Annotated in this window: 18 protein-coding genes; 7 read left to right on the top strand and 11 right to left on the bottom strand. The window is 63.3% G+C overall.

Features of this window, described 5'->3' with window-relative positions; genetic code table 11:
• Positions 1 to 300: 300 nt before the first annotated feature.
• Positions 301 to 2,046, top strand: coding sequence for an FAD-dependent oxidoreductase (locus G503_RS0106830; protein ID WP_028026993.1), 1,746 nt, complete (start codon positions 301 to 303; stop codon positions 2,044 to 2,046).
• A 299-nt stretch (positions 2,047 to 2,345) separates the two neighbouring features.
• Here G503_RS0106830 and leuS read toward each other — a convergent pair whose 3' ends face one another.
• Positions 2,346 to 4,919 (bottom strand): leucine--tRNA ligase, encoded by a 2,574-nt coding sequence (leuS, locus tag G503_RS0106825; RefSeq protein WP_028026992.1) that lies wholly within the window; start codon positions 4,917 to 4,919, stop codon positions 2,346 to 2,348.
• 589 nt (positions 4,920 to 5,508) lie between these two features.
• Between leuS and G503_RS0106820 the strand changes: the two genes are divergently transcribed.
• Entirely contained in the window at positions 5,509 to 6,963 is a 1,455-nt protein-coding gene (locus tag G503_RS0106820; protein WP_028026991.1) for a helix-turn-helix transcriptional regulator, read from the top strand.
• A 135-nt stretch (positions 6,964 to 7,098) separates the two neighbouring features.
• Positions 7,099 to 8,859 (top strand): FAD-binding protein, encoded by a 1,761-nt coding sequence (locus G503_RS0106815; protein ID WP_028026990.1) that lies wholly within the window; start codon positions 7,099 to 7,101, stop codon positions 8,857 to 8,859.
• A gap of 121 nt (positions 8,860 to 8,980) precedes the next feature.
• On the opposite strand, the gene G503_RS0106810 is transcribed toward G503_RS0106815, so the two are convergent.
• Positions 8,981 to 9,211, bottom strand: coding sequence for a hypothetical protein (locus G503_RS0106810; protein WP_028026989.1), 231 nt, complete (start codon positions 9,209 to 9,211; stop codon positions 8,981 to 8,983).
• 249 nt (positions 9,212 to 9,460) lie between these two features.
• Here G503_RS0106810 and yihA point away from each other — a divergent pair, with 249 nt between their 5' ends.
• A complete protein-coding gene (gene yihA, locus G503_RS0106805) occupies positions 9,461 to 10,045 on the top strand; it encodes a ribosome biogenesis GTP-binding protein YihA/YsxC (protein WP_028026988.1) in 585 nt (194 codons plus the stop codon).
• Positions 10,046 to 10,336: 291 nt separating this feature from the next.
• Here the strand turns inward: yihA and G503_RS14175 are convergent, their stop codons facing one another.
• Positions 10,337 to 11,326, bottom strand: a complete 990-nt coding sequence (locus G503_RS14175; protein WP_051191014.1) for a TDT family transporter — start codon at positions 11,324 to 11,326, stop codon at positions 10,337 to 10,339.
• Between the two features lie 196 nt (positions 11,327 to 11,522).
• Here G503_RS14175 and G503_RS0106795 point away from each other — a divergent pair, with 196 nt between their 5' ends.
• On the top strand, positions 11,523 to 12,413 hold the full coding sequence (locus G503_RS0106795; protein WP_028026987.1) for a LysR family transcriptional regulator: 891 nt from the start codon (positions 11,523 to 11,525) through the stop codon (positions 12,411 to 12,413).
• A gap of 54 nt (positions 12,414 to 12,467) precedes the next feature.
• Here G503_RS0106795 and G503_RS14170 read toward each other — a convergent pair whose 3' ends face one another.
• The 5 genes from G503_RS14170 to G503_RS0106770 form a co-directional block, all read right to left on the bottom strand.
• The gene (locus G503_RS14170; RefSeq protein WP_035022220.1) at positions 12,468 to 13,316 is read right to left on the bottom strand and encodes a hypothetical protein; all 849 of its coding nucleotides are present in this window, start codon (positions 13,314 to 13,316) and stop codon (positions 12,468 to 12,470) included.
• A 129-nt stretch (positions 13,317 to 13,445) separates the two neighbouring features.
• Positions 13,446 to 14,315: a VanW family protein gene (locus G503_RS15615; RefSeq protein WP_028026986.1), complete on the bottom strand. Its 870-nt coding sequence runs from the start codon at positions 14,313 to 14,315 to the stop codon at positions 13,446 to 13,448.
• Between the two features lie 97 nt (positions 14,316 to 14,412).
• Complete coding sequence (locus tag G503_RS16575) at positions 14,413 to 16,122, bottom strand: hypothetical protein (RefSeq protein ID WP_028026985.1); 1,710 nt, start codon at positions 16,120 to 16,122, stop codon at positions 14,413 to 14,415.
• A gap of 219 nt (positions 16,123 to 16,341) precedes the next feature.
• Positions 16,342 to 17,862 (bottom strand): IMP dehydrogenase, encoded by a 1,521-nt coding sequence (locus G503_RS0106775; protein WP_028026984.1) that lies wholly within the window; start codon positions 17,860 to 17,862, stop codon positions 16,342 to 16,344.
• Positions 17,863 to 18,040: 178 nt separating this feature from the next.
• Complete coding sequence (locus tag G503_RS0106770; RefSeq protein WP_084636361.1) at positions 18,041 to 19,444, bottom strand: response regulator transcription factor; 1,404 nt, start codon at positions 19,442 to 19,444, stop codon at positions 18,041 to 18,043.
• A 236-nt stretch (positions 19,445 to 19,680) separates the two neighbouring features.
• Here G503_RS0106770 and G503_RS0106765 point away from each other — a divergent pair, with 236 nt between their 5' ends.
• Entirely contained in the window at positions 19,681 to 21,450 is a 1,770-nt protein-coding gene (locus tag G503_RS0106765; RefSeq protein ID WP_028026982.1) for an FAD-dependent oxidoreductase, read from the top strand.
• A gap of 319 nt (positions 21,451 to 21,769) precedes the next feature.
• On the opposite strand, the gene G503_RS14155 is transcribed toward G503_RS0106765, so the two are convergent.
• The 3 genes from G503_RS14155 to G503_RS14150 form a co-directional block, all read right to left on the bottom strand.
• Positions 21,770 to 21,958: a type II toxin-antitoxin system RelE/ParE family toxin gene (locus G503_RS14155; RefSeq protein WP_051191013.1), complete on the bottom strand. Its 189-nt coding sequence runs from the start codon at positions 21,956 to 21,958 to the stop codon at positions 21,770 to 21,772.
• 77 nt (positions 21,959 to 22,035) lie between these two features.
• Complete coding sequence (gene hdhA, locus G503_RS0106755) at positions 22,036 to 22,833, bottom strand: 7alpha-hydroxysteroid dehydrogenase (protein WP_028026981.1); 798 nt, start codon at positions 22,831 to 22,833, stop codon at positions 22,036 to 22,038.
• 317 nt (positions 22,834 to 23,150) lie between these two features.
• A complete protein-coding gene (locus G503_RS14150) occupies positions 23,151 to 23,771 on the bottom strand; it encodes a LysE family translocator (RefSeq protein WP_051191012.1) in 621 nt (206 codons plus the stop codon).
• Between the two features lie 174 nt (positions 23,772 to 23,945).
• Here G503_RS14150 and G503_RS0106745 point away from each other — a divergent pair, with 174 nt between their 5' ends.
• On the top strand, positions 23,946 to 24,830 hold the full coding sequence (locus tag G503_RS0106745; protein ID WP_028026980.1) for a LysR family transcriptional regulator: 885 nt from the start codon (positions 23,946 to 23,948) through the stop codon (positions 24,828 to 24,830).
• Positions 24,831 to 25,123: the final 293 nt, after the last annotated feature.

The raw sequence follows: 25,123 nt of genomic DNA, 5'->3' as shown, positions 1-25,123 counted from the left end.
GGTCCTTCCCTCCCCAGCCGGATGCGGTTCGCTCTCCCCATTGCCCGCGCGCCCGTGGCCGCAGGCGTTCACTCGCCTTCCATTATATCGAGCCACGGGGACGGCGGCCGTCCCGAGAAGGGGCCAACAGGGGCCCGCAGGGTCTCTGGGCGAGAAACCACCCAAACTGGATGAGGTTTGCGACCTGCGCAAACGCTAGGATGCGAAGAGCAGTCGGACGATGGCACCGCGGTAGCCGCCGCGCCATCGCGAACTGCGCCGACTGCGCGCAACCGTACATCCTGGAGGGAAGGAAGCACTATGAGAGCAAACGTCGATCGCCGTGGATTCGTCAAAGGCGCCGCCTTGGGCGCAGCCGGCCTGGTCGCCACCGGTGCCTTGGCCGCCTGCGCCGCCCCGGCCGAGAAAACCGAGCAGTCCGCAGCCGCCGCCGACGGCGACCTGGCCAGCACCGCCGGCTCCGGCGTGAACAGCGCCGACCAGAAATGGGCCTTCGAAATTGCCCCCGAGCCCATCGCCGACGACCAGATCACCGCCACGGAAGAGGCCGACGTGGTCGTCGTGGGCGGTGGCATGGCCGGCATGGTCACAGCCGCATCCTGCGCCGAGAACGGCTTGAAAGTCATCCTCATCAGCGCGTCTCAGGCCCCGGTTTCCCGCGGCGGTTCGAACAACGGCGTGTATTCCAAGGTGATGGAGCAGATGGGGCTGCCGCGCATGGACCCCGCGTGGTTCTACCGCATGCAGTACGCGGCCAACGGCGGCAACTTCCGCCCCGAGCTGTGGTACAAGTTCTACAACCACTCCGAGGAGGCCATCAACTGGATCATCGACATCGCCGCCAACGCCGGCATTAAGACCACCATCGAGTCGGGCCCCGAGTACAAAGAGGGCGACCCCATGTTCACCCCCACCGCCGCCCACGCCTTCTACGTGGACGACGAGGAGCTGCACGGCAAGGTGGGCACCGGCGAGCCGTACATTGCCGCAGAGATGGGCCGCTACATCGCCGAGGACCTCGGCGTGGACGTGCGCTGGAACGTGAAGGCCGAGCAGCTCGTGCGCGGCGGCACCCCGAACGGCACCTCCGGTCGCGTGGACGCCGTGCTCGCCACCGCCGACGGCAGCACCTACACCAAGTACGTGGGCACCAAGGCCGTGGTCATGGCCACTGGCGACTTCTCCCACGACCGCGACATGATGGAGAAGTACTGTCCCCAGGCCGTGGAGCTGTGCGATTTCGAAAGCGAAGTGAACTACGACCAGGGCATCTGGATGGGCGGCCTCATGCCCGGCGACGGCCACAAGATGGAGCTGTGGGTGGGCGGCGCCTGGCAGAAGGAGCCGAACAACATCATGCTCGGCCGTCCGAACCTGCCGGGCGACCAGCCCTACACGAGCCACACCGGACTTATGGTGGACAACGCCGGCCGCCGCTTCATGAACGAGGACGTGTTGGGCGGCTTCGCCTGCGCCACTATTATGCACCTACCCGAGAAGACCGCCTACTGCATCTGGGGCCAGAACCGCGCCGAGGCCGGCGGCCCCTGGGGCGCCATCAACTTCGTCCACGGCGAGTACTTCACCACCGAAGAGGTCATCGAGCGCTGGGACAATGACACCGACGGCTTCAACATCGTGAAGGCCGACACCCGCGAGGAGGTGATCGCCCAGCTGGGCCTGCCCGCCGAGACCATCGACACCATCGAGCGCTACAACGGCATGTGCGCTGCCGGCGCAGACACCGACTTCTACAAGACCGCCGACAAGCTCATCCCCATCGGCGAGAACGACGGCCCCTTCTACGGCGCCGCCTTCACCCCCGGCTTCCTCACATCGCTCGGCGGCCTGCGCACCGACGCTCACCTGCGCGTGCTGGACGCCACCGACAGCCCCATCGAGGGCCTCTACAACGCCGGCTGCATGATCGGCAATTTCTACAGCGCCACCTACACCTTCGCCATGGAGGGCATGAACTACGGCGCCTGCTGCATCACGCTGCCCTACGTGCTCGGCCAGGAACTGGCCTCTGGCGAGCTGGCCTAAGCCTCTGCGCTGGGACAATCAGAAGCCCCCTCCAACACGGGGGCCCGCGAGATGATCTCGCGGGCCCCCGTTGTATCTTCCCGTTACGGGAGGGGGCATCCCTTGGCGCAGGCCTCTGAGCGCCCCGTGAAGAACGCGATAGGTAAAGAAAGAGCCCCACGCCAGCAGCAAGCGTGCTGGGACGGGGCTCTCATGCGTGCGTTCCTTCCGCTCTTTCTTTAATCGCGTTCGCAGCGGGAAAGAGCGCTCGGCGGACTGCGCCAAGGGGTGCCCCCTCCCGCAACCCGCAAAGGCCGCGCCTACACCGCCACGATGTTCACGAGGCGGCCGGGCACGTACACTTCTTTCTTCACCGCCTTGCCCTCGATGGCGTCGGCCACGACCTCGCGGGCGGCAGCCAGTACGTCGGCCTCGGGGGCGTCAGCGGCCACCATGATGCGGGCACGCAGCTTGCCGCAGATCTGCACGGCCAGCTCCACCTCGTCGGCGCGGGCCTGCTCGGGGTCGAACGTGGGCCACGGCTCGCCGTAGAGGAAGCCCTCACGGCCGAGGGCCTCCCGCCACAGCTCATCGGTGATATGCGGCGCGATGGGGGCCATGAGCTTCACGAGGGTCTCGGCCACATCGGCATCGAGCGCCCGATGGTCGGGACAGGCGGCGCGGGTGTCGGAACTGAAGGCGCGCAGGTACTCGCCGGCGGCGTTGGACAGCTCCATGATGGCGGCGATGGCGGTGTTGAAGTTGTTGCGCTCGATGTCGGCGCTCACCTTCTGCACCACGCGATGGCGCTCGCGGGCCAGCTTCTGGGCCGCCTTCACGGCCACCTCGGGAGCCGGAGCCTCCTGGAACAGCGTCTCGTCGCCGGCCTTGCCGCACAGGTCGTGCACCTGGCGCCACAGGCGGTTCAGGAACTTGTACATGCCCGGCAGGCCGTCGTCGTTCCACAGCTTCTCCTTCTCGGGCGGCCCGAGGAACAGCGTGTAGGTGCGCACCGCGTCGGCGCCGTACTCGGCGATGATGGCCTCGGGAGAGACCACGTTGCCCTTGGACTTGCTCATCACCTCGCCGTGGGCATCGAGCACCATGCCCTGGCACAGCAGGTTCGTGAAGGGCTCGTCGAAGTCGAGCATCCCTAAATCGCGCAGCACCTTCGTGAAGAAGCGGCTGTAGAGCAGATGCAGGATGGCATGCTCGATGCCGCCGATGTACTGGTCCACGGGCATCCAGCCGTTGGCCTTCGCGGGGTCGAAGGGGGCGTGGATGTTGTGCGGGTCGGTGTAGCGCATGTAGTACCAGCTGGAGCACGTGAAGGTGTCCATGGTGTCGGTCTCGCGCCGGGCTGGCTTCCCGCACACCGGGCAGGTGCACTCGGCAAAGCCCGCGTGGGTGGCGAGCGTCTCGCCGGCGGCCAGGTCGATGTCCTCGGGCAGGCGCACGGGCAAATCCTCCTCGGGCACCGGCACCACGCCGCAGGTGGGGCAGTGGATGGCCGGGATGGGATTGCCCCAGTAGCGCTGGCGGGAAATGAGCCAGTCGCGCAGGCGGAACTCCACGGTGCGCTTGCCGCGGCCCGCCTCCTCCAGGGCGGCCACGATGGCAGCCTCGCCTTCGGAGTGCTTGCCGCCGGCCATGCCGGTGTAGGGGCCCGACTGCACGAGGGTGCCCTCGGCGGCGTAGGCCTCCGGCCAGTCCACCTTGGTCACCACGCGGTTCTGCTCGTCTTTCAACGACGGGTACAGCGGGTCGTCGTCGCCCAGGATGATGGGGATGATGGGCAGGTCGTACTTGCGGGCAAACTCGAAGTCGCGGGTGTCGCCGCAGGGCACGGCCATCACGGCGCCGGTGCCGTAATCGGCCACGATGTAGTCGGCCACCCACACCGGCACCTTCTCGCCGTTGATGGGGTTCACCACGTAGCGGCCGGTGAACGCGCCGTGCTTCTCGTGGTCGCCCTGGGCCCGCTGCACGGCGGTCACCTTCTTGGCGGCCTCCACGAGCTCCATGACGGGCTGCTCGTATTCCGTGCCGGCCACCAGCTGGGGCACCAGCTTGCTCTCGGGGGCCAGCAAGAAGAAGCTGCAGCCGAACAGCGTGTCGGCGCGAGTGGTGAACACGGTGATGATGTCGTCTTCCGTCGGCTCGGCCGGAGCGTTCCCTTGCGGATCGCACAGGATGAAGTCCACATTGGCGCCCTCGGAGCGACCGATCCAGTTGGCCTGCTGCTGCTTCACGCGCTCGGGCCAGCCCTCAAGCTGGTCCAGGTCGTCCAGCAGCTCCTGGGCGTAATCGGTGATCTTGTAGTACCACTGGGTGAGATCGCGCTTCTCCACCTCGGAGTCGCAGCGCCAGCAGCGCCCCTCGATGACCTGCTCGTTGGCGAGCACCGTCGCACAACTCGGGCACCAGTTCACCGGGCTGTTGCGGCGCTCCACCAACCCGCGCTCCCAGAACTTCAGGAAGATCCACTGGCCCCAGCGGTAGTACTCGGGGTCGCAGGCCACCACCTTGCGGTCCCAGTCGTAGGAAAATCCCATGCGCGTGAAGCTCTTGCGCTGGGTCTCGATGTTCTGGTAGGTCCACAGGGCCGGATGGCTGTGATGCTTCACCGCGGCATTCTCGGCGGGCAGGCCGAAGGCGTCCCAGCCCATGGGATGCAGCACGTCGAAGCCCTGCATCTTCGCGTAACGGGCCGCCACATCGCCGTAGGTGTAGTTGCTCGCGTGGCCCATGTGCATGTCGCCCGAGGGGTACGGGAACATCTCCAACACGTACTTCTTCGGCGCGTCGGAGTTCTCCGGCACGCAAAACAGGCCCGCTTCCTCCCAGGCAAGCTGGAGGCGCGGCTCGATCTCATGGGGATTATAGGCTTTCATGGCTCTCCCTCGGTGAACGTCGGTGAAATAGGCAATGCCCCATTATAACCGTGATTTTCCCCAGCGGAAGAGACGAGCCCCCCGCTTCCGCCGAGCGCCCCCGCCGCAAGACGACCGTCGCGCCCCGTTGCGCTCCGATCCCATATCTTCTCCGCTCCGTCCCGTTTTCCGCATTTTCAAGCAAATGTCGCTGAAAGTGGCGCTGGATTGCGAAAAGTACACGCGCGCAACCAAAAAAATCGTTAGTGTTCGCCGCCCGCGCAGCGCCCACCAGGGGAAATGCTGCCAGCATCCAAGGGAGGTGGCGCTGGACTGCGAAAAGTAGTCAGACGCCGTTTACTTTTCGCAGTCCAGTGCCACTTTCAGCGTCTCGAATTCAGCACATTCCAGGAACAGGCCCCGTCCCAGAGCAACAGACGACCTTCGGGGACAGCCCCCGCGCGATCGCCCCGCCCTCCCCCGCGAGCCGCACCAGCACCTCACCAGGTCGGAGTCCGCCCTTAGCTCAGCGGTACCGGACTCCACAAAGGGGCACCTCATGCGCTAAAATCACGAGCGGGCATCATCGGACAACGGGAGGAGATGGGTCGTGAGCGACGAACTGGCTGCGGAGAAGGGCGCCTCGCGAGCACTCGCGGGCATTCCGCAGGGATTGGCGCCCCACCTTCCGCTCATATGCGGCAGCATCGCCTGGTGGGGCTGTCATTATTTGCTGCTATGGAATGCCGACGTCGCCGCCCGCGATGCCCTCGTCGCCGGCTACGACAGCCGCTTCATGCTCAGCCTGATCGGCACCGTTGCCACCCTCGCCGTCCTCGCCTTGATCGCCCATCGCAAACCTGGATTCGAATACGCCCGCTGGTTACCTTCCTACGGAATATTTGCGGCCCTCTCCCTCGTAGCCCTTTCCCTGGTGTTCGCCCCGCTCTTCATCAGCGAGCCCGCACCACTCGTGGCCCTCGGAGCCGTGCTCTCAGGCGTCGGCAACAGCTTCGCGATGATTCTCTACGGAGAGCTGCACGCTCGCCTCCCCTTGCGCGCGCTGCCGCTCGTGTTCGCCTTGGAGGTTCTCGGCGGAGTCCTGCTTTTTCTGCCGTCGCTCGCCCACGATGCAGTGGCGCTCCCCCTCTCCCTTGCACTCGCACTGCTGTGCGCGCTGTGCTTCCTGCACGCGTCACGCACCCCCGGTACCCTGGGAGCAGGCCTCGGCACAGCCGGTGTCGACACGGGGCTGCGCACCCTGGTCATCCTGGCAGTCCTGACGGGCATTGGCTATGGCATGGCACGCACCTTCACCGTGGGAGCCGCCGACCCCGCCGCCATCCCCGACGGCCTTCTTTCCGAATGGGTGGGCAGCTGTTGTGCGGCGCTGCTGCTCATCGCGGTGTTCTTCTTCCAAAAGCGCCTGTCTCTGTTCGAGCTGTGCCTGCTGTTCGTCGTACCCTTCGTCGCCACCGGTCTTTTGCTGGCGGCCCTGCGCGGCGGCGTTGCCGTTATCCCTGCCGTGATCAACCAGGGCGGATTCGTCTGTTTCTTCGTGCTCATGTGGTACTTTGCCGCCGTGCTTGCCGCCCGCAACGAGAGCGGGCGCCTGACGTTCACCATCGCAGCATTGTTCTTCGCCAGTCAGACCAGCCAGTTGGCCGGCTCGCTCGTGCCCGCGCAGTTCTCGAATATGCTGTCCATGAGCCTGGTGTACCTCATCTTGGTCGTGACCATGGGGTTCATGTACTGGCGCTCGAAGACGAATGACGCAGCGCTCCGAACGGGCGGCGAGATCGGCACGGCCGGGGACGAGCATGCCATCGAAAGCGCCGAGTCCGCCGAGGAGCACCCCTGGGCGGCCGCCCTCGGCCTCAGTCCGCGCGAGGAGGAGATCGCCGCGATGCTGCTGAAGCGCACGCCCTACCGGCAGATCAGCGAGAGCCTCTTCATATCGGAGAACACGACGAAGACCCACGTGCGCAACATCTACAAGAAGGCCGACGTCTCGTCGCGCGAAGAACTGCTCGGGGTTTTGGCCGGCCTCGCGAAAAAAGGGTGACCGCAGCGTATTTTGCTGCATTTTACCTGATCAAAGCATACCTATCATTTCACACTTTATTCGCGATTGTTTCGCCATCGCCGCGTTTCTAGAATCCTTCCCAGTTGACCAAGCCAACCAAAGGAGGGATTCGCCATGAGCGAGCTAAACCTGAGCCGTCTTGACCGTCGTACGTTTCTGAAAGGCAGCATGGCCGCCACGGCTGCCGCTGCCGCAGGGTCGCTGCTGGCCGCCTGCGCGCCCCAAGCACCCGCGAACAATTCCGCCACCGCTTTGGGCGATGGCGCGGCCGCATCTGCCGGCAGCCCCGTTGCGTCGGGATACGCCAACCCCGACGGCATCGGCATTCCCGTTACGCCCGACACGACCGAGGAGGCGGACGTTGTCGTCATCGGCTCGGGCATGGGCGGACTTACCGCGGCCATGCTCACCAAGGAGCAGGCGCCCGAGGCCGTGGTAGTGCTGCTGGAGAAGCAGAGCACCTTGGGCGGCAACACCAACTTCGCCGAGGGCGGCGGCGGTTTTCTCAATATGACCCCCGAGGAGGCGCGCGCCGCCGTGCAGGCCGAGATGATCCAGCGCAACTTCGTCGTGGACCCCTCGCTGTTCTACGCCCTGAAGACCCAGCAGGGCGACTGCGCCGACTGGCTGTTCGGCAAGCACGGCGTTGCCATTAAGGATTATGGCTCCGGCCAGCCCCTCTACAAGGGCGGCACCGGCGCCTCGGCCGTGGCCACGCTGGCGCCCCAGGCCGAACAACTGGGCGTCGACATCCGCACCGACGCCCGCGCCTTCGCCCTGGTGCTCGACGACGAGTACACCGTCACGGGCCTGCAATATAAGGCCAAGGACGGCTCAGTCGTGCAGCTGAACGCCCGCGCCGTGGTCGTGGCCTCGGGCGGTATGAACACCAATCCCGAGCTGTTGGAGCTGTACTCGAACGTCGACCTGGGCAAGGTCATGCCTCTGGGCGTCGGCCAGGATGGCGACGGCCATCTCATGGTGGAGCAGACGGCCCACGGTCGCACCGGCCTGCAGACCATCGACGGCTTCTTCGCGGGAATCGGCACCGCTGCCGACCCCTGCGGCTTCGACTCCGACTTGAACACCGCCGCGGGTTTTCAGTTCTCCAGCATGTTCGTCAACCAATACGGCGACCGTTTCTACGACGAGTCCTTCGGCTTCAACACGGGATCGCAGCTGTTCTTCACGTGCATTCCCCAGGTCATTCTGTCCCAGAGCCAGGCGTTTTCGGTCTTCGATGAATCCTACGTGCAGAAGTGGGAAGCAGGCCAGTGGCAAAACGGCCACAACGGCTTCGATTCCGCCACCAAGCAGGGCAGCCCGCTGGTCATTCGCTCTGAGATCGAGCGCGTTGCCGACAAAGACTGGTTCTACCAGGCCGATACCATCGAGGCATTGGGGCAGGCCATCGCCGCCGACGTGCCGGGCTTCAGCGTGGAGCACTTCACGCGCACCGTGGAAGCCTACAATGCCGCGGCCGAGGGCGCGCCCGACGAGTTCGGCAAGCCCCGGGAGATGATCTGGGCGCTGGCGACCCCGCCCTTCTACGCCGCAAAGGCCGGCGTGAACGCCTACAACACCAACGGCGGCATCCACATCAACACCGATGCCCAGGTCGTAGACCCCGATGGCGCGCCCATCAGCGGCCTGTACGCCTCGGGCATCGCCACCGCCGGTTGGGACAGCCAGGTGTACGGCGGCGGCACGAACCAACCGGTGGCCTTGTGGTGCTCATGCGTGGCGGCGCGCCATATCGTCGAGAATGTCCTGGGCGGCTCGTTCGCCGATGACTGGAAGGGCGACGTTCCTATGAGTTCCATTCTGGGAGAGGGCTACACCAACGGTAATCCCCTCGGTCACGGCGACGAGTAACACCGACCTCAACCTCCTGAGCGCCTCGAATGAGGCGCTCCTTTCTTGTTGATGCAAGAACCGGTCGCGTCGGGCCCAAACGAGAGTCCTTAATGCGCCTCGCGTCGCCCCTGTCACGCTCCTACCGCGCGCGGCGCAGCGAGGCGCCGCAATTCCAGCAGGCGTCGCGGGCGCCGTCGTTGTCGGCAGCGCAAACGGCGCAGGTCTTCACCGGGCGCGGGGCGTCTACCTCGCCGGTGGGCAGCGGCACGTCGGCCTCCCCATCGGCCAGGCGCGCCATGGCAGCGCGAATGCCCTGCACGCCCGTGATGTGCGCCACTTCCAACTTGTCGCTGCGTCCCTTTTCCGTCATTTCTCTCACCCTTATCATCCTTACCCGCTTGATTCGGGTACCATAATAGCCAACTGAAGCTGAATATCGGAAAAACCCTCCCGATACGAGAAGAAAAAGACGGTTTTCGTAACTTTTCAATGGGCAGATTCGCTTGGTCCCAACGTTTTCCCAGGTGATTTTGCCCTTTTTGCGAAAGCGATGGATCTGAGAGTACGAAAACCGTCGTTTTCTTCTCATTTGGTCCCCATTGCCTTCGAAGGAGCGCCCATGAACTTCCACAACGCATCGTTTAAGGCCGCCTACGGCACCTCAGAGCAGCTGCCGCCCTCCACGGGCCCCGAGGTGTCCTTCGCCGGACGCTCGAACGTGGGCAAGTCGTCGCTGCTCAACAAGCTGATGTATCGCAAGGGCCTGGCGAAGGTGTCGTCCACCCCCGGCAAGACGGCCACCATCAACTTCTACGACGTGGACGGTCGCGACCTGGTGGATCTGCCCGGCTACGGCTTCGCGAAGGTGTCGAAATCCGAGAAGGGCCGATGGAGCGACCTCATCGAGGGCTACTACAACCAGGACCGCGACTTCGCCCTGGTGGTATCGCTCATCGACATCCGCCACGACCCCTCGGCGCTCGATCGCAACATGGTGCGCTTCCTGCAGGATGCCGAGCTGCCCTTCGCCATCGTGCTGACCAAGGCCGACAAGCTGTCGAAGCAACAGCAGCAGAACCAGCGCGCGGCCATCAAGAAGGCCCTCGACCTGCCCCGGGGCACGCCCCTGCTGGTCACCTCGTCGGAGAAAGGCGAGGGCATCGACGAGCTGCGCACCCTGATCTCCCGGGCCATGGAGCGCTAGGTCTGAGACGCCGCCCGTCGGCGCTGTCCCCGTCGCGACCATCGAGCGGGAGCCATCCGACCGCAACCATCGGGCGGAAGCTGCGCGGCGCTACCCAGCCCGGCTGCGATCAGCGAGCGGCCGCGGCCCCTCCCCGCGGCCGCGGCCGTCGGTTTCGGGCCGCAAGACCGCCTCCCGCCCCACGGCAGGACGCCCCGAGCCGCTGGCTTCGGGGCGTCCTGCCTGAGAGAGGGAGATCCATCGGTTGAATCCGAGGAAGAGGATGGGCGATGCAAAGGCCGGGATCGAAGGCTACTCGGCCGCCTCCGCGGTGAGCACCACGGGGACCTCCGCCACGGGAGCCGTCACGCGGGCACCCTTCGGCGTGCCGAAGAAGAACTTCATGTAGTGAACGAACACGTAGGTCACCATCACGGCCGCGAACACGGTTTCCAGGGCGATCAGCGCCTCCACCATGGGCAGCGCGGGGATGGCCACACCGGCGGCGTACAGGGCCTGGATACCCTTGCCAAGCGCCATGGCGGAGATAACGAAGGGGAAGGTCATAGCCGCGTAGCTGGGATAGAACTTCAGGGCGATGAACTTCGGCAGCTGCGTGGCCACGCCCAGCAGCAACAGCTGGCCCAGGCACATCAGCACGGCCACCGCAACCACGTTGGGATTCGGAGTAACGGCCAGGTAGCCCACCAGCGAAAGGCTCATGGGAGCCGCGAAGATGCAGAACAGCGGACGGGCCGGCTCGGGAATCTCGTGCTTGATGTAGCGCACGGTCACCATAACCAGCAGGGCCGCGAAGCAGATGGCGCCGAACCAGAAGATGGCGTTGCCGAAAGCCTCCATGTGGAACACCGGCGAGGTCACCGAGGCCACGATAATGCCCACGTAGCAGATGAAGTACGTGGGGAACACCTCGGTCAGCTTGAAATTGCGCATGTAGTGCGCCGTGAACCACGCCATCAAGGTGAAGTGACCCACGATGGCCGCGCACCACAGCCCGAAGGCGGGCACCATGGCCACGGGCGCCAGATAGCCGGACAGCTGCATGAGGGTCATGAAGAAGGTGGCCGACACGCTGGCGAAGATGGAGTTCTGCAGATCGTCGCGAATCATCGAGGGGTACAGGACGACCTTCGCCACCAGCAGCGACACCAGAAACAGCGACAGGCCGCCGCACAGTAGGTGGGCGATCTCGGTGTAGGGCTGCAGCAGGTTGCCCAGAGCCGCCAAGCCGAGCGCGACGCCCGCCGTGGGGATGGGAACTTTCTTGATCAGTTCGCGCATATTCATTGCCTTTCGATTGCCTATGAGGGTTCTACCACGAGTCGCCGGATCGTTTCGCAGTGACCCGCAGGAACGCGGTAGGGGTATTATGCGCGCTTCCTTACCAAAAGAAAACTTATCTATTTTTATGCTGATATAAAGCAAATTTATTGCTACACTCAACCTCCGACCTCGGAAAACAACGGCAGGAGCGCCCATGCAAGACTTCCGCGTGAAGACCTTCCTCACGGTATGCCGCACTTTGAACTACACGCGTGCCGCCGAAGAGCTGATGCTGACCCAGCCGGCCGTATCGCAGCACATCTCCTACCTCGAGAAGGAGTACGGCGCGAAGCTGTTCACCTACCGCCACAAGAAGCTGGAGCTCACCCGGGCCGGACGCGTGCTGCGCGACGCCCTGTCCACCATGGCCCACGACGACAAACTGCTGCGTGAGCGCATCGCGGAAGTGGCCCACGGCGCCCAACTGCAGCTGCGCATCGGCATGACCATGACCGCCGGCGAATACGTGGTGGCCCACCCGCTCGCGAAATACCTGGCCGACCATCCCGATATCCAAGTCACGGTGCGCTCGGGAGGCACCCAGCAGCTGCTAACGCTGATGAACGCCGGCGAGATCGACTGTGCCTTCGTGGAAGGTCTCTTTGACAAGAGCACTTACGCCAGCAACACCTTCCGCACCGAGCGGCTCGTGGCTATCTGCGCAGCCGATCACCGCTTCGCCACCGAGCCCACCTCGTTGGAAGACCTGCTGGGCGAGCGGCTGATTCTGCGCGAACCGGGGTCGGGCAGCCGCGACGTGCTCATCCACGCCCTCACGAAGCGCAACCTGACGCCGGCCGCCTTCGCCGACGCCGGTGTGGTGGAAAGCCTCGACATCATCAAGATATTCGTCGCCGGCGATTTGGGCATCTCCTTTGTCTACGAGGCCGCCGTGCGCCGCGAAGTGGCCGAGGGCACTCTGCGCATCATCCCGCTGTCCGGCGCGCCCATCACCCACGACATTTCCTTCATCCGATTACCGAACAGCATCTTCGAGACCGAGCTGCAAACGCTCTTCCGCGGACTGGTCGACCGCCTGGCATAAAGAAGGGGCGCGCCCGACTGGACGCGCCCCTGTGCGCAACGTCTTCGCGACGGCTTAGATGTCAGCGCCCAAGGTGAGCAGCAGCAGCGCATCGTGGGAGATGGCATCATAGACCATGGCGCGGGTGAGCACCGTGTCCTTCTTCAGCGCGAAGGCACCGTCCTCGCTGGTCACGTCGTCGACCAGAGTCGCGCCCACCAGCAGCTCTACCAGCTGAGCGTCCTCGTCGGACAGCTCGGGGGCCTCCAGCTCTTCCTCGGCCACGGCCTCGGCCACGGCCTCGGCCACGGCCTCGGCAGCTTCCTCGATAGCCTCTTCGACGGCCTCTTCAACCGCTTCTTCGGCAGCCTCTTCCTCGGCCTCGGCCACGGTTTCCTCGGTCGCGGGGACCTCGGCGACCTCGGCCACCGTCTCCTCGGCGACCACCGGGGTGGCGCGCAGCTCGGCCGCGGTCTTGGCGCCGTTGTCCACGAAGACGAACTCGGGAGCGAAAAACACGAAAGTGTCGGCGGCGAATACGGTGCCGTCGGCCAGCTTCAGGCTGGTCACGGTGCCGTACACCGGATCGAACTCGTAGGAAGCCACGGCGCCCAGCTTGTCGCCGGTGCGGCTGTAGGCCTCGACGCCCACCAGCTTGAAACCGCCGGCGATAAGGGCCTGGGCCTCGGTGGAAGACGCGGGCAGGAAGTTCTCGCGCGACTGGATGGTGACGAAGGTGTCGCCCACGGACAGCGCCTGGCCGAAGGGAAGCACCAGCGGCGCGGTGGTGGTGGCGCTGGCCACCACATAGTGGCTCACGGCCAGGGTGTCGCAGTCAACGCGCAGCTCGCGCATCTTGCCGATAACGCGACGATCATCGAGGCCGACAACATCGCGAACGAGAATGGACTCATTAGTTTCCATGGCATCTCTTTCTCGGAGGGAGCGGGCCGTCTGGGCGCAGGCGGTGCTCGAGTTTGCATATAGGCCCATTGTAAACGAAACGTCAGCTTTCGCCAGCGAAAACAACGACTCGCCCATGGCTTTCCCGCATTATTTGCTCGGTTCGACGCTGCCTTCAGCCAAAACCACTTCGGAATCCTCGTGGATGATGTAGATGTCGCTGGACAGCAAGTCGCGCGTGGTGCGCTGGCCGTACTCGTAGAACACGCGGAACGACTCGGTGACGTAGTACTGGCGCATGCGGCCCTGGTTGTCCTCGCGCTCGTACTGGCTGATGATGTGGGATGTGGCATCCACCGACCGTCCCTCGGGCAGCGGGTCGCCGGTGATAGAGGCTTTCACCGTTTGACCGAGGGCCTCCATGTGGATGGTCAGCGCGTGGGCCGTGTTGTTCTTGATACGCAGGTCGAAGTGGTCGTAGACGATGGTGGCGTCCAGACCGATAGGGGCGTAGTCCGAGGGCACCGAATGGGGGTGGCGCTCAGTGATTTCCAGGTCGGCCTTCACCGCGGCGATATAGAGCGCCGTGGACACCTGGCAGATGCCGCCGCCGTAGCCCTCGGCCACATCCCCGTTGCTGATGATGGCCGCGATCTGGTAGCCGCGCTCGGCCGAGGTGTTGCCCACGATGTCGTTGAAGGAGAACTCCTCGCCCGGCTCGATGACCGTGCCATCGATGGCCTCGGCGGCCAAGCGAATGTTCTCGCGGCGGCCGGGGTCGCTGCTCTGGGAGATAGCCTCGTACTCGCCGATGATCACCTGCTGGGGCGCATCGGGATCGACAGGGTCGGGCTGCTCTTCCGGGGTCGGCTGGGGCACCGGTTCCTGCACGGGATGATCGTTCACCTCGGGAATGGCATTACCGGACCACAGTACGGGATGGCCGAAGGCCATGCAGGCCGACATGGCGATGGAGCAGACCGCCACGATGGGCAGCACGATAGGCGAGGTCGCCGGCATATGCAGACGCCGCGGCCCTGCCGGACGCTCGGCAACCGAGCGGCCCGCAGTGCGCGGGGTAGGCTGATGGGATGGGCGGCGACGGGTGGCCATGGCCCTACCCCACCATTCTCTCGATGGCATCCAGCTTGATGCGCTCCACGCGCGTCAGCACGCTGGAAGCGCGCAGCTGGGCAGCCAGCGCGCGAGCCTGGTCGTTCTGGCCAGCCTTCACGTAGCAGGAGATCTCTTCGAAGCGGGCGCGGCGCCGGGCGTCGCCGGTGGGCGCCGACTCGGCAGCCGTGGCGTAGATGCGTGCAGCCATGGGGTACAGGCCGCGATCGCGCAGGCCCTGGGCCTTGTCGAGGAATTCCTGGAAGCGCTCTTCGGACACGACGGGCACGGGCTTGGAGGCAGGGGCGGGTGCGGGAGTCGCTTCGGGCTCGGGAGACGGCTGCGGGGCGACCGGCGTCGGAGCAGGCTTCGGCACCGGAACGGGAGCGGCCTGCGGAGCCGCGGGGGCCGCGGGGGCCGCGGGGGCCGGTTCGGGCTTGGAGGCAGCAGCAGGCGCGGGAGCCGTCGGGGCCGCAGGCTCGGGGCGCGACGCCACCGGCGCCGGCTTCGGCGCGGCCGTGGGGGCGGCGGCGACGGCTGCGGCGACCACGGACTCGGATTTTATCTCGGGCTTCGGGGCGGGCTGCGCTGCAGGCTCGACGGCGCGAGCAGCCGGCTTCGGAGCCGCGGGCCTCTCCGTTGCGACAGACTCGTCCAGCGGGATGGACGTCTGCTCGAACACGGGCTTTTCCACAGGCTCGGGGCGGCGCTCTTCGGCTACCATCTCAGAACCGGCGTGGCGCGGCGTCTTGACGTGCGATCCGCGCTTGCCGGAAGAGCCCAACGGCACCAGGTGCGACGACGTGGTGCGCTTGTAGGCCAGAATGGGGTTGGGAACCGACGTGCTCTCGGACACCACAAGGAAGCGCTCGTCGCCTTCCGAGAAGGGAATAGTCACCATCATGGTGGACGTGACGGGTGCCGCTTCCTTCTTCGGCTGCAGCGAGGGCGCAGCCTCAGGCTCGAACAAACCGCCCTCGTCCTCGTTCTCTTCCACCAGGTATTCCTCAATGAGCGCTTCGGTGGCCGTCGAGGGCGCCTCGGCCTCGGCCCCGCCATCGGCATCGGACGCGGGCTCGGCCCCGTCGCCAGCATCGGACGCGGTCGCCGGAGTCGGCGACCCCTCGGCCGCCGCGGCGTCCATGTCCTCGGACAGTTCGAACTCGTCCTCGTCAGCCAGAATATCGCCGCCGATCTTGGCCGTCACATCGCTGCTGAACTCGGTCACAAGTTCGGCCTCGATATCCCGGGGCTCGGCCGCTTCCTCGGCTTCAGCGGCCTCGTCCATCTCCTCCGCCAGCTCGATGTCCTCATCGGGCTGCAGCGACAGGTACTCGTTCACCGGATGGTTGGGGGCCACGGGCATCACCGCCCCGTCCAGAATCGAGCCGGCGCGAGCAGCACGGTCGGAGCGAATGGGCTTCGGCGCCTCGTTGGACGCACGGCGGGACACCACCTTCTTCTCCGGTTGGGCGCGGCGCATCATCAGCGTGTAGGCCCCAATGGGAACTACGATGCAGGCAATGGCGAACACTGGCGCCGTCCACAGCTGGGAGGCGTTCATGGCAAAAGCATAGAACAGACCCGCGATCACCGCCATCGACCCGAATGCGACCAGCACGGCGTGACGCTGCGGGCTCGTCGAGCTGAGGCGCAGGCCGATGACCAGACCTATAACGATGATCAGCACAAAAAGTGCTATGCCGATCGTCATATCTCCCATGTTCCTTCGCCTCTCGACAGAAATTGACACTCTAATCCATTAAATTGGCAGTATAGCATCGGTCAATATGATGAAAAGAGGGCGTGTCATTTTCTTGTAATTAAGGACACAACCAGCCTCTTTTCGGCATTTTCGCCCTCCGAAAGCCCCCGGCGCAACAAAGAAGGGCGACCCGCAGGCCGCCCTTCGCATTCGACTCTGTTGCGCCGCCTAGCGGGTATTGCTCGCGTAGGGGGCCTTGTCCTTCAGCAGCACGTCGTGGGCGCCGCCTTCCACAATGGAGGTGGCGGATACCAGCGTGAGCTTCGCCTTGTCCTGGAACTCGGGGATGGTGAGCGCGCCGCAGTTGCACATGGTGCTCTTCAGCTTCAGCAGGGTCACGGCCATGTTGTCCTTCAAACTGCCGGCGTAGGGCACATAGGAATCGACGCCCTCTTCGAAGGACAGGCCCTTCTTCTTGCCGCCCAGGTCATAGCGCTGCCAGTTGCGGGCACGGGCGGAACCCTCGCCCCAGTACTCCTTCATGTAGGTGCCGTTCACCATGACCTTAGCCGAGGGGCTCTCGTCGAAGCGGGCGAAGTAGCGGCCGAGCATGACGAAGTCGGCGCCCATGGCCAGGGCGAGCGAGATGTGGTGGTCGTACACGATGCCGCCGTCGGAGCAGATGGGGACGTACACGCCGGTCTCGCGGAAGTACTCGTCACGGGCGCGGGCCACCTCGATGGTAGCCGTGGCCTGGCCGCGGCCGATGCCCTTGGTCTCGCGGGTGATGCAGATGGAGCCGCCGCCGATGCCGATCTTGATGAAGTCGGCACCCGCGTCGGCGAGGAAGCGGAAGCCCTCGGCGTCCACCACGTTGCCCGCGCCGATCTTAACCGTGTCGCCGTAGTGCTCGCGCACCCATTCGATGGTCAGCTTCTGCCAGTCGGAGTAGCCCTCGGAGCTGTCGATGCACAGCACGTCGGCACCGGCCTCCACGAGGGCCGGAATGCGCTCGGCGTAGTCGCGGGAGTTGATGCCCGCGCCCACCATGTAGCGCTTGTGGGAATCGAGCAGCTCGTCGGGGTTGGACTTGTGGGAGTCGTAGTCCTTGCGGAACACGAGCGCCACCAGGTGATCGTCGCCGTCCACGATGGGCAGCGAGTTCAGCTTGTGATCCCAGATGATGTCGTTGGCTTCCTTGAGCGAGGTGCCGTCGGGAGCCACCACGAGCTTCTCGCGAGGGGTCATGAAATCGGCCACCTTCTCGTCCAGCGACATGCGGGACAGGCGGTAGTCGCGCTCGGTAACAATGCCCAAGAGCTTGCCGTGGGGCGTGCCGCCCTCGGTGACGGGCATGGTGGAATGGCCGAGCTCGTCCTTCAGGTTCACCACCTGCTCCAGGGTCATGTCCGGCGACAGGTTCGCATCCGAGGTGACAAAACCGGCCTTGTAGTCCTTCACGCGGGCCACCATGGCGGCCTCGTCTTCAATGGACTGGTTGCCGTAGATGAACGACAGACCGCCCTCGGTGGCCAAGGCCACGGCCATCTTGTCGTCGGACACGGCGGCCATGATGGCGGACACCATGGGCACAGACAGCTCCATGGGGCAGTCTTCCTCGCCCTTGCGGTACTTCACCAGCGGCGTTTTCAGGCTGACCGCAGCCGGCACGCAATCAACCGGGGTGTGGCCCGGGACCAACAGATACTCGTTGAAGGTACGGGACGGTTCATCGAAATAGTAGGCCACGGCTGCGCTCCTTCTTCCACTCGGTGCCCTGGATTTCAGTAATTGACTCATTATAGGCCGAGAGCGCAGTCCATGCCAGAGCATGCCCAGAGTGCACCATATTTTCGGCAGCGGTCGAAAATGGCTGAGAAAGTCTTGGGGAAGCCAGACGACGAACTGGTAAGGTGATGCTGTTTCCTTAAGAGCCGAGGACGGCGGTTCGCAATTCGTCGCGGTTGTGAACGCCCATCTTTCCGTAAATATGCTTCACGTGAGTCTTCACGGTGTTGCCGCTCAGAAACAGCTGGTGCGCTATTTGATTTATCGTATTGCGCTCCAGCAACAGAACAAGTATTTCCTCTTCGCGAAAAGTGAGCCCGCGGGCTTGTCCAGACATCCTACACCTAAAAGCGAGTTCACTCTCGCCAGGCCTTGCAGAATGCGAAGCTTCGGTGACATTGGAGCCAACGAACTGTCGGGACCAATGACCTTGCCCGACGTGCTCTGTTGCCCACAAAGCGGCGCCTGCAACAGCCAAGGCAATCGCGGCAATCGTGAACACGCCGAGCGCCCCGCCCTCGTTCGCAGACGGCACCACCAGCCCCATCTGGGGTAATACATAACCAACAAGCTGCATAATATCGAGCAAAGCAAAACTAACGCCAAAGGTCCAACCGGTCGGCGACTTCTTTTCTCGAACATCATTGCAGAGAAACCAGAAGACGAATAGTGCCATTCCCCAATAGGACATAGACACGATAAAACCAGCCAAGATAGACCATTCGCTGTGCACGAGCGGCAAAAGAAAGCCAACGCCATATACAGCAAAAGCGGCTTTGAGCAGATATTCTGAGCGGAACGCTTTTACCCAAATTAGGAAGCCCAACGTGAGAGCCCCCATTGGCAATAGCGCCACCTCCTCCAGTGTCACGGTTATTCCAAAAGTCGCAATAGGGCCCAAGGCCGCAACGAAACCCACAAGAGCCATAATGATAATCGGCCTCCAAGGCAAACGGCCGACTTTTTGAAACTTTACGTCATATTCCTTCCGAGAAGAATCGAACGAGAGAACGGAGCAGCTATACGCATAGGCGGTTGCCAAAATAAAGGGAACAGCAACGGCAACAGCAATAACCCATTCTGCACGCAGACCCATTACCAACCACGCCAAAACGCCCGCAAAAAGACATGCGGCGGAGGAGTGAGCGAGCATGCTTGCTAAGGGCAACCAAGAGAACAGGCGGGCCCAGAGCAAAAAGGCCCAAGCCTTTCCCGCCCCTAGGACAAACCCTGCCGCAATAGAGACCCACGGATCAACCCCGATGCCAATCGGCTCTAACGCAAGAATAACCATGCCGCCTGATAGAAGACCATAAGCGAGCCAGGCAAATCTTTTTTGCAAGCATATTTCTCGCCCGTACGCCGACGCTAAAGCTGCCGTCAAAAGAGCCGTTGTTCCGCCCAGCAATGCAGCGTGAATGTGAGAAATTCCCCAACCAGAGGACGCAGAGGCCGGAAGAAGGCTGAAAAGCGCTGGTATCGTCAAGATGAGACCAGCAAAGAAGAGGCCGCAGTGCCATTCCCGTCTCTCAGATTTCATCATCTACCCCTCTCGTTGAATCGCTCGATTATAGCAGGCATCTGCAATCGCGATTCACATCAGGCGTTTCAGCAGTTGGTGACAAAACGGGTGATGGCTTGTAGAAGCAGAATCACCCGTTATTCACCTGGGTATATGTCTTTTCAAGCCCCTTTCGACCAACGATACTCAAACACGCCACGACGGCTGGCAAACCCAAAAGCCTCGAACGAAGGCGAATAAAAACCGAGGAGGATCCCATGACAACCACAAGCGCCACCGCTCTTTCCCGCCGAAGCTTTCTTGGCTTAGGCGCCCTGACGGCCTTTGCGTCCGGAGCCGCATTGGTCGGTTGCGCGCCGCAGCCGAGCACAACTCTCGCGGAAACGAGCATCGCGGAAGAACCAAAGAACACTAATTGGGTTGGCGAGGCGCCTCAAATCGACGACGCCGACATCGTCAACACCCTGGAAACGGATGTGCTTATCGTTGGCGCAGGCAATGGCGGCATGGCCTGCGCGGCATCTTGCGTCGACCTCGGTCTTGACTTTATCCTTTGCGAGAAGAATGCAGCTGTTGAAGCCGCCCGTGGCTTCTTTGGCGTTGTCAACTCTGATTGCACAAAGGCAGCTGGGGTCGATATCGATCCCCTGAAACTCCTTAACGAGATGAGCCGTTACGCAGACTTCAAAAACGACCCCCGTGTCACTAAAGTATGGATCGACGAGTCAGCTGAAATGAAACAGTGGCTCGACGGCATCGCGGCCAAAAAAGGACTTAAGGCGACCTTGTGCCTTCACGAGAACCACGGCGATGGCGGCACCGATTACTACATTCCCCCCATTTCTCATGTGTATGTGGCCGATGAATCCATCGAGCCGGGCATTTCTCTTGAAAAAGCGGGAAGCATCGATCTGCCCGTGGACTGGTCTCGCAACGTATGGCTTGAGGAACATCTCAATGAGGCGGGACATCAAGTGACGTTTGAGCACAAGCTCGTTAAGCTCGATCGCGTCGAGGACGGACCCGTCACGGGCGCCATCTTCGAGACGCCTGAAGGATACGTTCGCGTAAACGCTTCTCTCGGTGTGGTATTGGCGACGGGAGGCTATGCAGCCAATGCCGCAATGACACGTGAGCTCAACCCGATTCTTGGAAAATGCATTACCGGCAATGCCTTCTCGCCCAGTACAACCGGAGAAGGAATTCGCATCGCCATGCAAGTTGGCGCACAGTTTGATTCCGAGCCCGCACCGGCAATCTTCAATCGCGGGATGGTGGAGCCAGGCGTAGATGCAGGCTATACCGACGACTCCGATACTGCAATGTTCTCCGGCCAAATCGGGCAAAATGGCATTGGCTCCCAGCCCTTCATGAAAGTTGATCGACGCGGCCGACGCTTCATCAACGAGTCGACGCCGTACGACAACGTTGTATTTTCGGCTGCAGGTCACGAAGGCGGAGTCTGGTGCATGGTATGGGACGCCAACGCGCCCAAGGATGTTAAGCGCTTTGCCACCATCGGCTGCTCTACAGGCGGCATGTGGATGGTGAACTTCGAGACGGTTGACGAATGGCTGGAAGCCATAGAACAAATGATGCATGCTGACACTACCCCAATTAAAAAAGCTGACACCCTTGACGAACTGGCCGACTTGCTGGGCTTCGAAGGGGCTGACAAGGAGACGTTCCTCGCGCAAGTCGACACCTACAACACCGCTTATGATAATCAGCGCGATGACGAGTTTGGCAAAGAGGCCTATCGCCTCTCCGAGCTGCGAACCGGGCCTTTCTATGGCGCGTGGTTCGGCGGATCCCTCCTTGCCACCTTGCAGGGGCTGCGTATTGATGAGCATATGCGCGTTCTCGACGAGCAGAGCCGTCCGATTGATGGATTGTTCGCCGTGGGCGACTGTTCGGGCTCCATGTACGCCAACACGTATCCTGAGCTTCTTGCCGCTAACGCCTGCGGTCGCACATTGACTTTCGGCCGCCACGTCGCCCGCTATCTGGCCGGCGATTTCTCCTAGCCTACGCTAAGCCAAACGTCCTCCCCTTGCATCCGGATGAGGCCCTCGCGCCTCATCCGGATGCTTTGCTTTCTTTCACAAACCCAACCAGGCCTCAGCAATCATCGCCAGCCCTTTGTTCCCCCAACGGCCGTCACATTATGTCGCCGGAGGACACCGGGGAACGTTCCTTGTGAGTCCCCACCGCACCATGCGATAACGGCTATCTCAATAGACTCGATGGCCATTACCTCATCTTCGTGCAACGCCATGGAATCCCAGATGTCCTCTTTCTGCTGCATGTTCATCCAGAACTGTAGTGTGGTGCCGAACAGACGTCCTATGCGAAGGCACCTTTCAGAGTATGCAATCGGTTTCCCGGCGGAAGGCGAAGATCGGTCACGAGAACCGCATTGTCCACATACTCCAGCTTCCGAAGCGCTCTACGAACAATATCGGCGAGAAGGCTCTTGCTCCGCCCCGTCTCGAACAGCTCTCTCGTGTCGGCATCGGCGAACGCCCTTATCATCTCCCACCTCCTTTGCGATAACGTGACATGTAACGTGACACGATGCATTCGATAATGACGACAAAGGATTCTGTCCCCTACCGCGCCACGGCGGCGTCCATGGCGTCGGCGAAGATGGGCGTGGCCAGGCCGAAGCCGCCGGCCACTTCGATGAGCTGGCCGGTGGTGGCAGCGCTCTCGTCACCGAGGAAGTACACCACCGCCGCGGCGATGTGGGCCGGATCGGCCATGCGCCCGAGCGGAATGTGGCGCAGGAAGAACTGCTTGAACTCCTCGGAGAGGTTGTCGGCCACGGCATCGGTGGCGGTCATGCCGGGGGCCACGGCGTTCACGCGAATGTTCGACTTGGCCAGCTGCACCGCCATGGACTTCGTCATGTGGTTGATGGCCGCCTTGGAGGTGCCGTAGGCGATTTGGCTGATGTCGGGCACGCTGCCGGCGATGGAGCTGATGTTCACAATGGAGCCGCCGCCGGTCTTCGCCATCTCGCGCGCGGCCGCCTGGCAGCCGAGGAACACGCTGCCCACATTCGCGTCCACCCCGGCGAGGAAATGCTCGTAGGAGGTGCTCAGCAGGTCCTTGTCCTCGGCGGGGTTTGTGCCACCGAAATTGTTCACAAGCCCGTCGATGCGCCCCTCGGCGGCCACCACCGTGTCGATCATCGACTGGTAGCTATCGGGCTTGCCCGCGTCGTTGTACACGCACTTCACCGCAAGGCCGGCCGCCGTCATCTCGTCGGCCTCGGCCTGGGCGCGCTCCATGTTGCGGGCGCCGATGTAGACGATCGCCCCCTCTTCCGCGCACGCCCTCACAATAGCCGCACCGATTCCGCGCGTGGCCGCCGTCACAACTATCACTTTACCCTGCAGTCTCATGGGGAAGTCCTTTCACGCATCCGGGCCCTCTGCCCGGCGAATAGGAAACTCCCCCATCATACGGAGCCGCTCCCCCGAAAGCGGCCGTCCCTCGGCACCTGTTTCCTTTCTGAACGCAATTTCGCGTATTTTGGCTTGGAATCGACGGTTTTGTTACCGCACAAGCACGAAATCGTCCCTGGCGTAATACGCCACCTGGGAAAACGGCCGCATCTGTATTACCCGGCGGCCTATTCGCGTAGCTTCTGGTAACAAAACCGTGATTTCTAAGCCAAAAGAAGCCCTACAACTCGTTTCGCACCCGCTGCCGTCGTGCGCTAGCTTCCGAGCAGGGGCGCCACCATGGTCGCGGCGCACAGTGCGAGCGAGGCGGCCATCGCCCCGTCTACACGGCGGCGATGCCGCTCGTAGAACGACCGCAGAAGCTCGCCCGCGTAGATCCAAGCCAGATTGCAGCCGACGCCGATGAGGGGCATCGCCAGCCCCGCGGCTACCAATGCCAGCGGATGGTCGCTCAAGGGAAGCACGTAGGAGCACAGCGCCGTCAGGCACAGCACCAGTATCTTCACGTTGGTGATCTGCAGGAGGAAGCCCGAGGCCACCGTGGGCTTCGCCTCGTACAGCGCGTGCCCCTCCCGGCGAGGCGCCACCATGGTCCAGGCGAGCCAGAGCACGTAGGCCGCGCCCGCCGCGGTGAGCCACCCCATCAGGCCCGACGCCACCTGGCCTACGGTCCACACGACCAGCACCGAGGCGAACGACACCGCGTAGAAGCCCGCGATGAGCCCGTACCACTGGCGCAGCGCAAGCGTCCGGCCGTAGCGCAGCGTCGTCGCCAACGAGCAGAGGTTCGCGGGTCCCGGGGTGATGCCCTGCACGAAACAGTAGAACGCCAGCCCTGCCAAGGTGGCCGCCATCGTCATTCCCGTTGCCTCCATGGGCGCTCTCCTTCCGTCGTTTCCGCTGGCTCTAGCATAGGACGCCACAACGCATTTGTATAATGAATGATTGAGAAGAATATGTTTGACTAAATCAATCAATATTGCATATGCTAGAACCTGCGCGCGGCGAGGCCACCCCGCCCGCAAAGCGCACCGAAGAGGAGGATCATCGTGGATATCAAGTGCCTGCGCACCTTCCAAGCCGTCGTGGCCTGCGGCACCTACGCCAAGGCCGCCGACCGGCTCGGCTACACCCAATCGACGGTGACGGTGCACATCAAGCAGCTCGAACGCGACTTGGGATTGCCGCTGTTCGAGCGCATCGGGCGCCGCATGGTGCTCACGCAGAAAGGAGCCGAGGCGCTCGCCCAGGCCGCTGAGATCATCGCCGCCGCCGACCGCCTGGCCGCCCTCGGCACAGAGGAGACGGCGTTGCAGGGCACGCTGCGGGTGGATCTGGCCGAGACGCTTCTGTGCTATGCGCTCGACGAGGTGATCGCCGCGTTTCGCGAGCGCGCCCCGGGCGTGGCGCTGCGCCTGCGCGACCGCACCTGCGCCCAGGTGTCCGAGAACCTGCGCGATGGCTCCTGCGATCTGGGGCTCACCTACGCCTTCGACTGGCAGCCCGAGGATTTCTCCATCGAAGAGGCGGGGCAGATTCGCACGACCCTCGTGGCCGCGCCGGGCGTATCCCTCCCCGATTTCCAGTCCGCGGGGCAGCGGGCGGAACTCCCCTTCATCATCGACGAGCCCGACAACGTGTTCCGCATCGCCCTCGAGCAAACCCTGGACGCGCGCGGCGTAATACTCGCTGAGACGATGGAACTCTGGAGTTCCCAGGCCATCAAGCGCCTCGTTGCCATGGGCATGGGCTTTTCCGTCTTCCCCCGCTTCGCCGTCGCCGACGAGCTGGCGCGCGGAACCTTCGTCGAGATTCCCGACCCCTTCGGCGAGCGCACCTTCCCCATCTACCTCGGCCACCGCAAAACCCACTGGCTCACCCCGGCCGCCCGCCTGTTCTGCGACCTCGTGCGCGAGCAGCTGCGGGCGGGCTGAAGTCCGCCCCTACGGGAACCGGGATCGGGTATGGAAGTTCCGAGGGCTCTGGGCGGCCTGAAACCCGCCCTTACGAGCCTCCGAGGTTGTGGCCGGGGTGAAATAGATGGGGCACTTCTCGAACTTGCACTCCCCCCATTGCCTCCAATGATAAAACGTGATAAAAAATGATAAAACATGATAAAAGGGAGAGTCGTTCATGAACTGAACCCCGATAGTGGGACTGGAAACAAAAGTTTCCAGTCCCACTTGTTTTGAGGGGTGATAGCTTGAGGCACGGAACAGACGTCAGG

This window comes from Adlercreutzia mucosicola DSM 19490 (assembly GCF_000422625.1).
GTDB classification, from domain to species: Bacteria; Actinomycetota; Coriobacteriia; order Coriobacteriales; family Eggerthellaceae; genus Adlercreutzia; species Adlercreutzia mucosicola.
This window is presented reverse-complemented; position numbering and strand designations above follow the sequence as displayed.

Excerpts from the sequence above, each read along its gene's own strand:
- G503_RS14170 (WP_035022220.1), bottom strand. The coding sequence starts at position 13,316 with ATGGAAACTAATGAGTCCATTCTCGTTCGCGATGTTGTCGGCCTCGAT.
- hdhA (WP_028026981.1), bottom strand. The coding sequence starts at position 22,833 with ATGAGACTGCAGGGTAAAGTGATAGTTGTGACGGCGGCCACGCGCGGA.
- G503_RS14175 (WP_051191014.1), bottom strand. The coding sequence starts at position 11,326 with ATGCGCGAACTGATCAAGAAAGTTCCCATCCCCACGGCGGGCGTCGCG.
- G503_RS0106810 (WP_028026989.1), bottom strand. The coding sequence starts at position 9,211 with ATGACGGAAAAGGGACGCAGCGACAAGTTGGAAGTGGCGCACATCACG.
- G503_RS14150 (WP_051191012.1), bottom strand. The coding sequence starts at position 23,771 with ATGGAGGCAACGGGAATGACGATGGCGGCCACCTTGGCAGGGCTGGCG.
- G503_RS0106770 (WP_084636361.1), bottom strand. The coding sequence starts at position 19,444 with ATGATGAAATCTGAGAGACGGGAATGGCACTGCGGCCTCTTCTTTGCT.
- G503_RS0106795 (WP_028026987.1), top strand. The coding sequence starts at position 11,523 with ATGCAAGACTTCCGCGTGAAGACCTTCCTCACGGTATGCCGCACTTTG.
- G503_RS16575 (WP_028026985.1), bottom strand. The coding sequence starts at position 16,122 with ATGACGATCGGCATAGCACTTTTTGTGCTGATCATCGTTATAGGTCTG.
- G503_RS0106815 (WP_028026990.1), top strand. The coding sequence starts at position 7,099 with ATGAGCGAGCTAAACCTGAGCCGTCTTGACCGTCGTACGTTTCTGAAA.
- G503_RS0106765 (WP_028026982.1), top strand. The coding sequence starts at position 19,681 with ATGACAACCACAAGCGCCACCGCTCTTTCCCGCCGAAGCTTTCTTGGC.
- leuS (WP_028026992.1), bottom strand. The coding sequence starts at position 4,919 with ATGAAAGCCTATAATCCCCATGAGATCGAGCCGCGCCTCCAGCTTGCC.
- G503_RS14155 (WP_051191013.1), bottom strand. The coding sequence starts at position 21,958 with ATGATAAGGGCGTTCGCCGATGCCGACACGAGAGAGCTGTTCGAGACG.
- G503_RS15615 (WP_028026986.1), bottom strand. The coding sequence starts at position 14,315 with ATGCCGGCGACCTCGCCTATCGTGCTGCCCATCGTGGCGGTCTGCTCC.
- G503_RS0106830 (WP_028026993.1), top strand. The coding sequence starts at position 301 with ATGAGAGCAAACGTCGATCGCCGTGGATTCGTCAAAGGCGCCGCCTTG.
- yihA (WP_028026988.1), top strand. The coding sequence starts at position 9,461 with ATGAACTTCCACAACGCATCGTTTAAGGCCGCCTACGGCACCTCAGAG.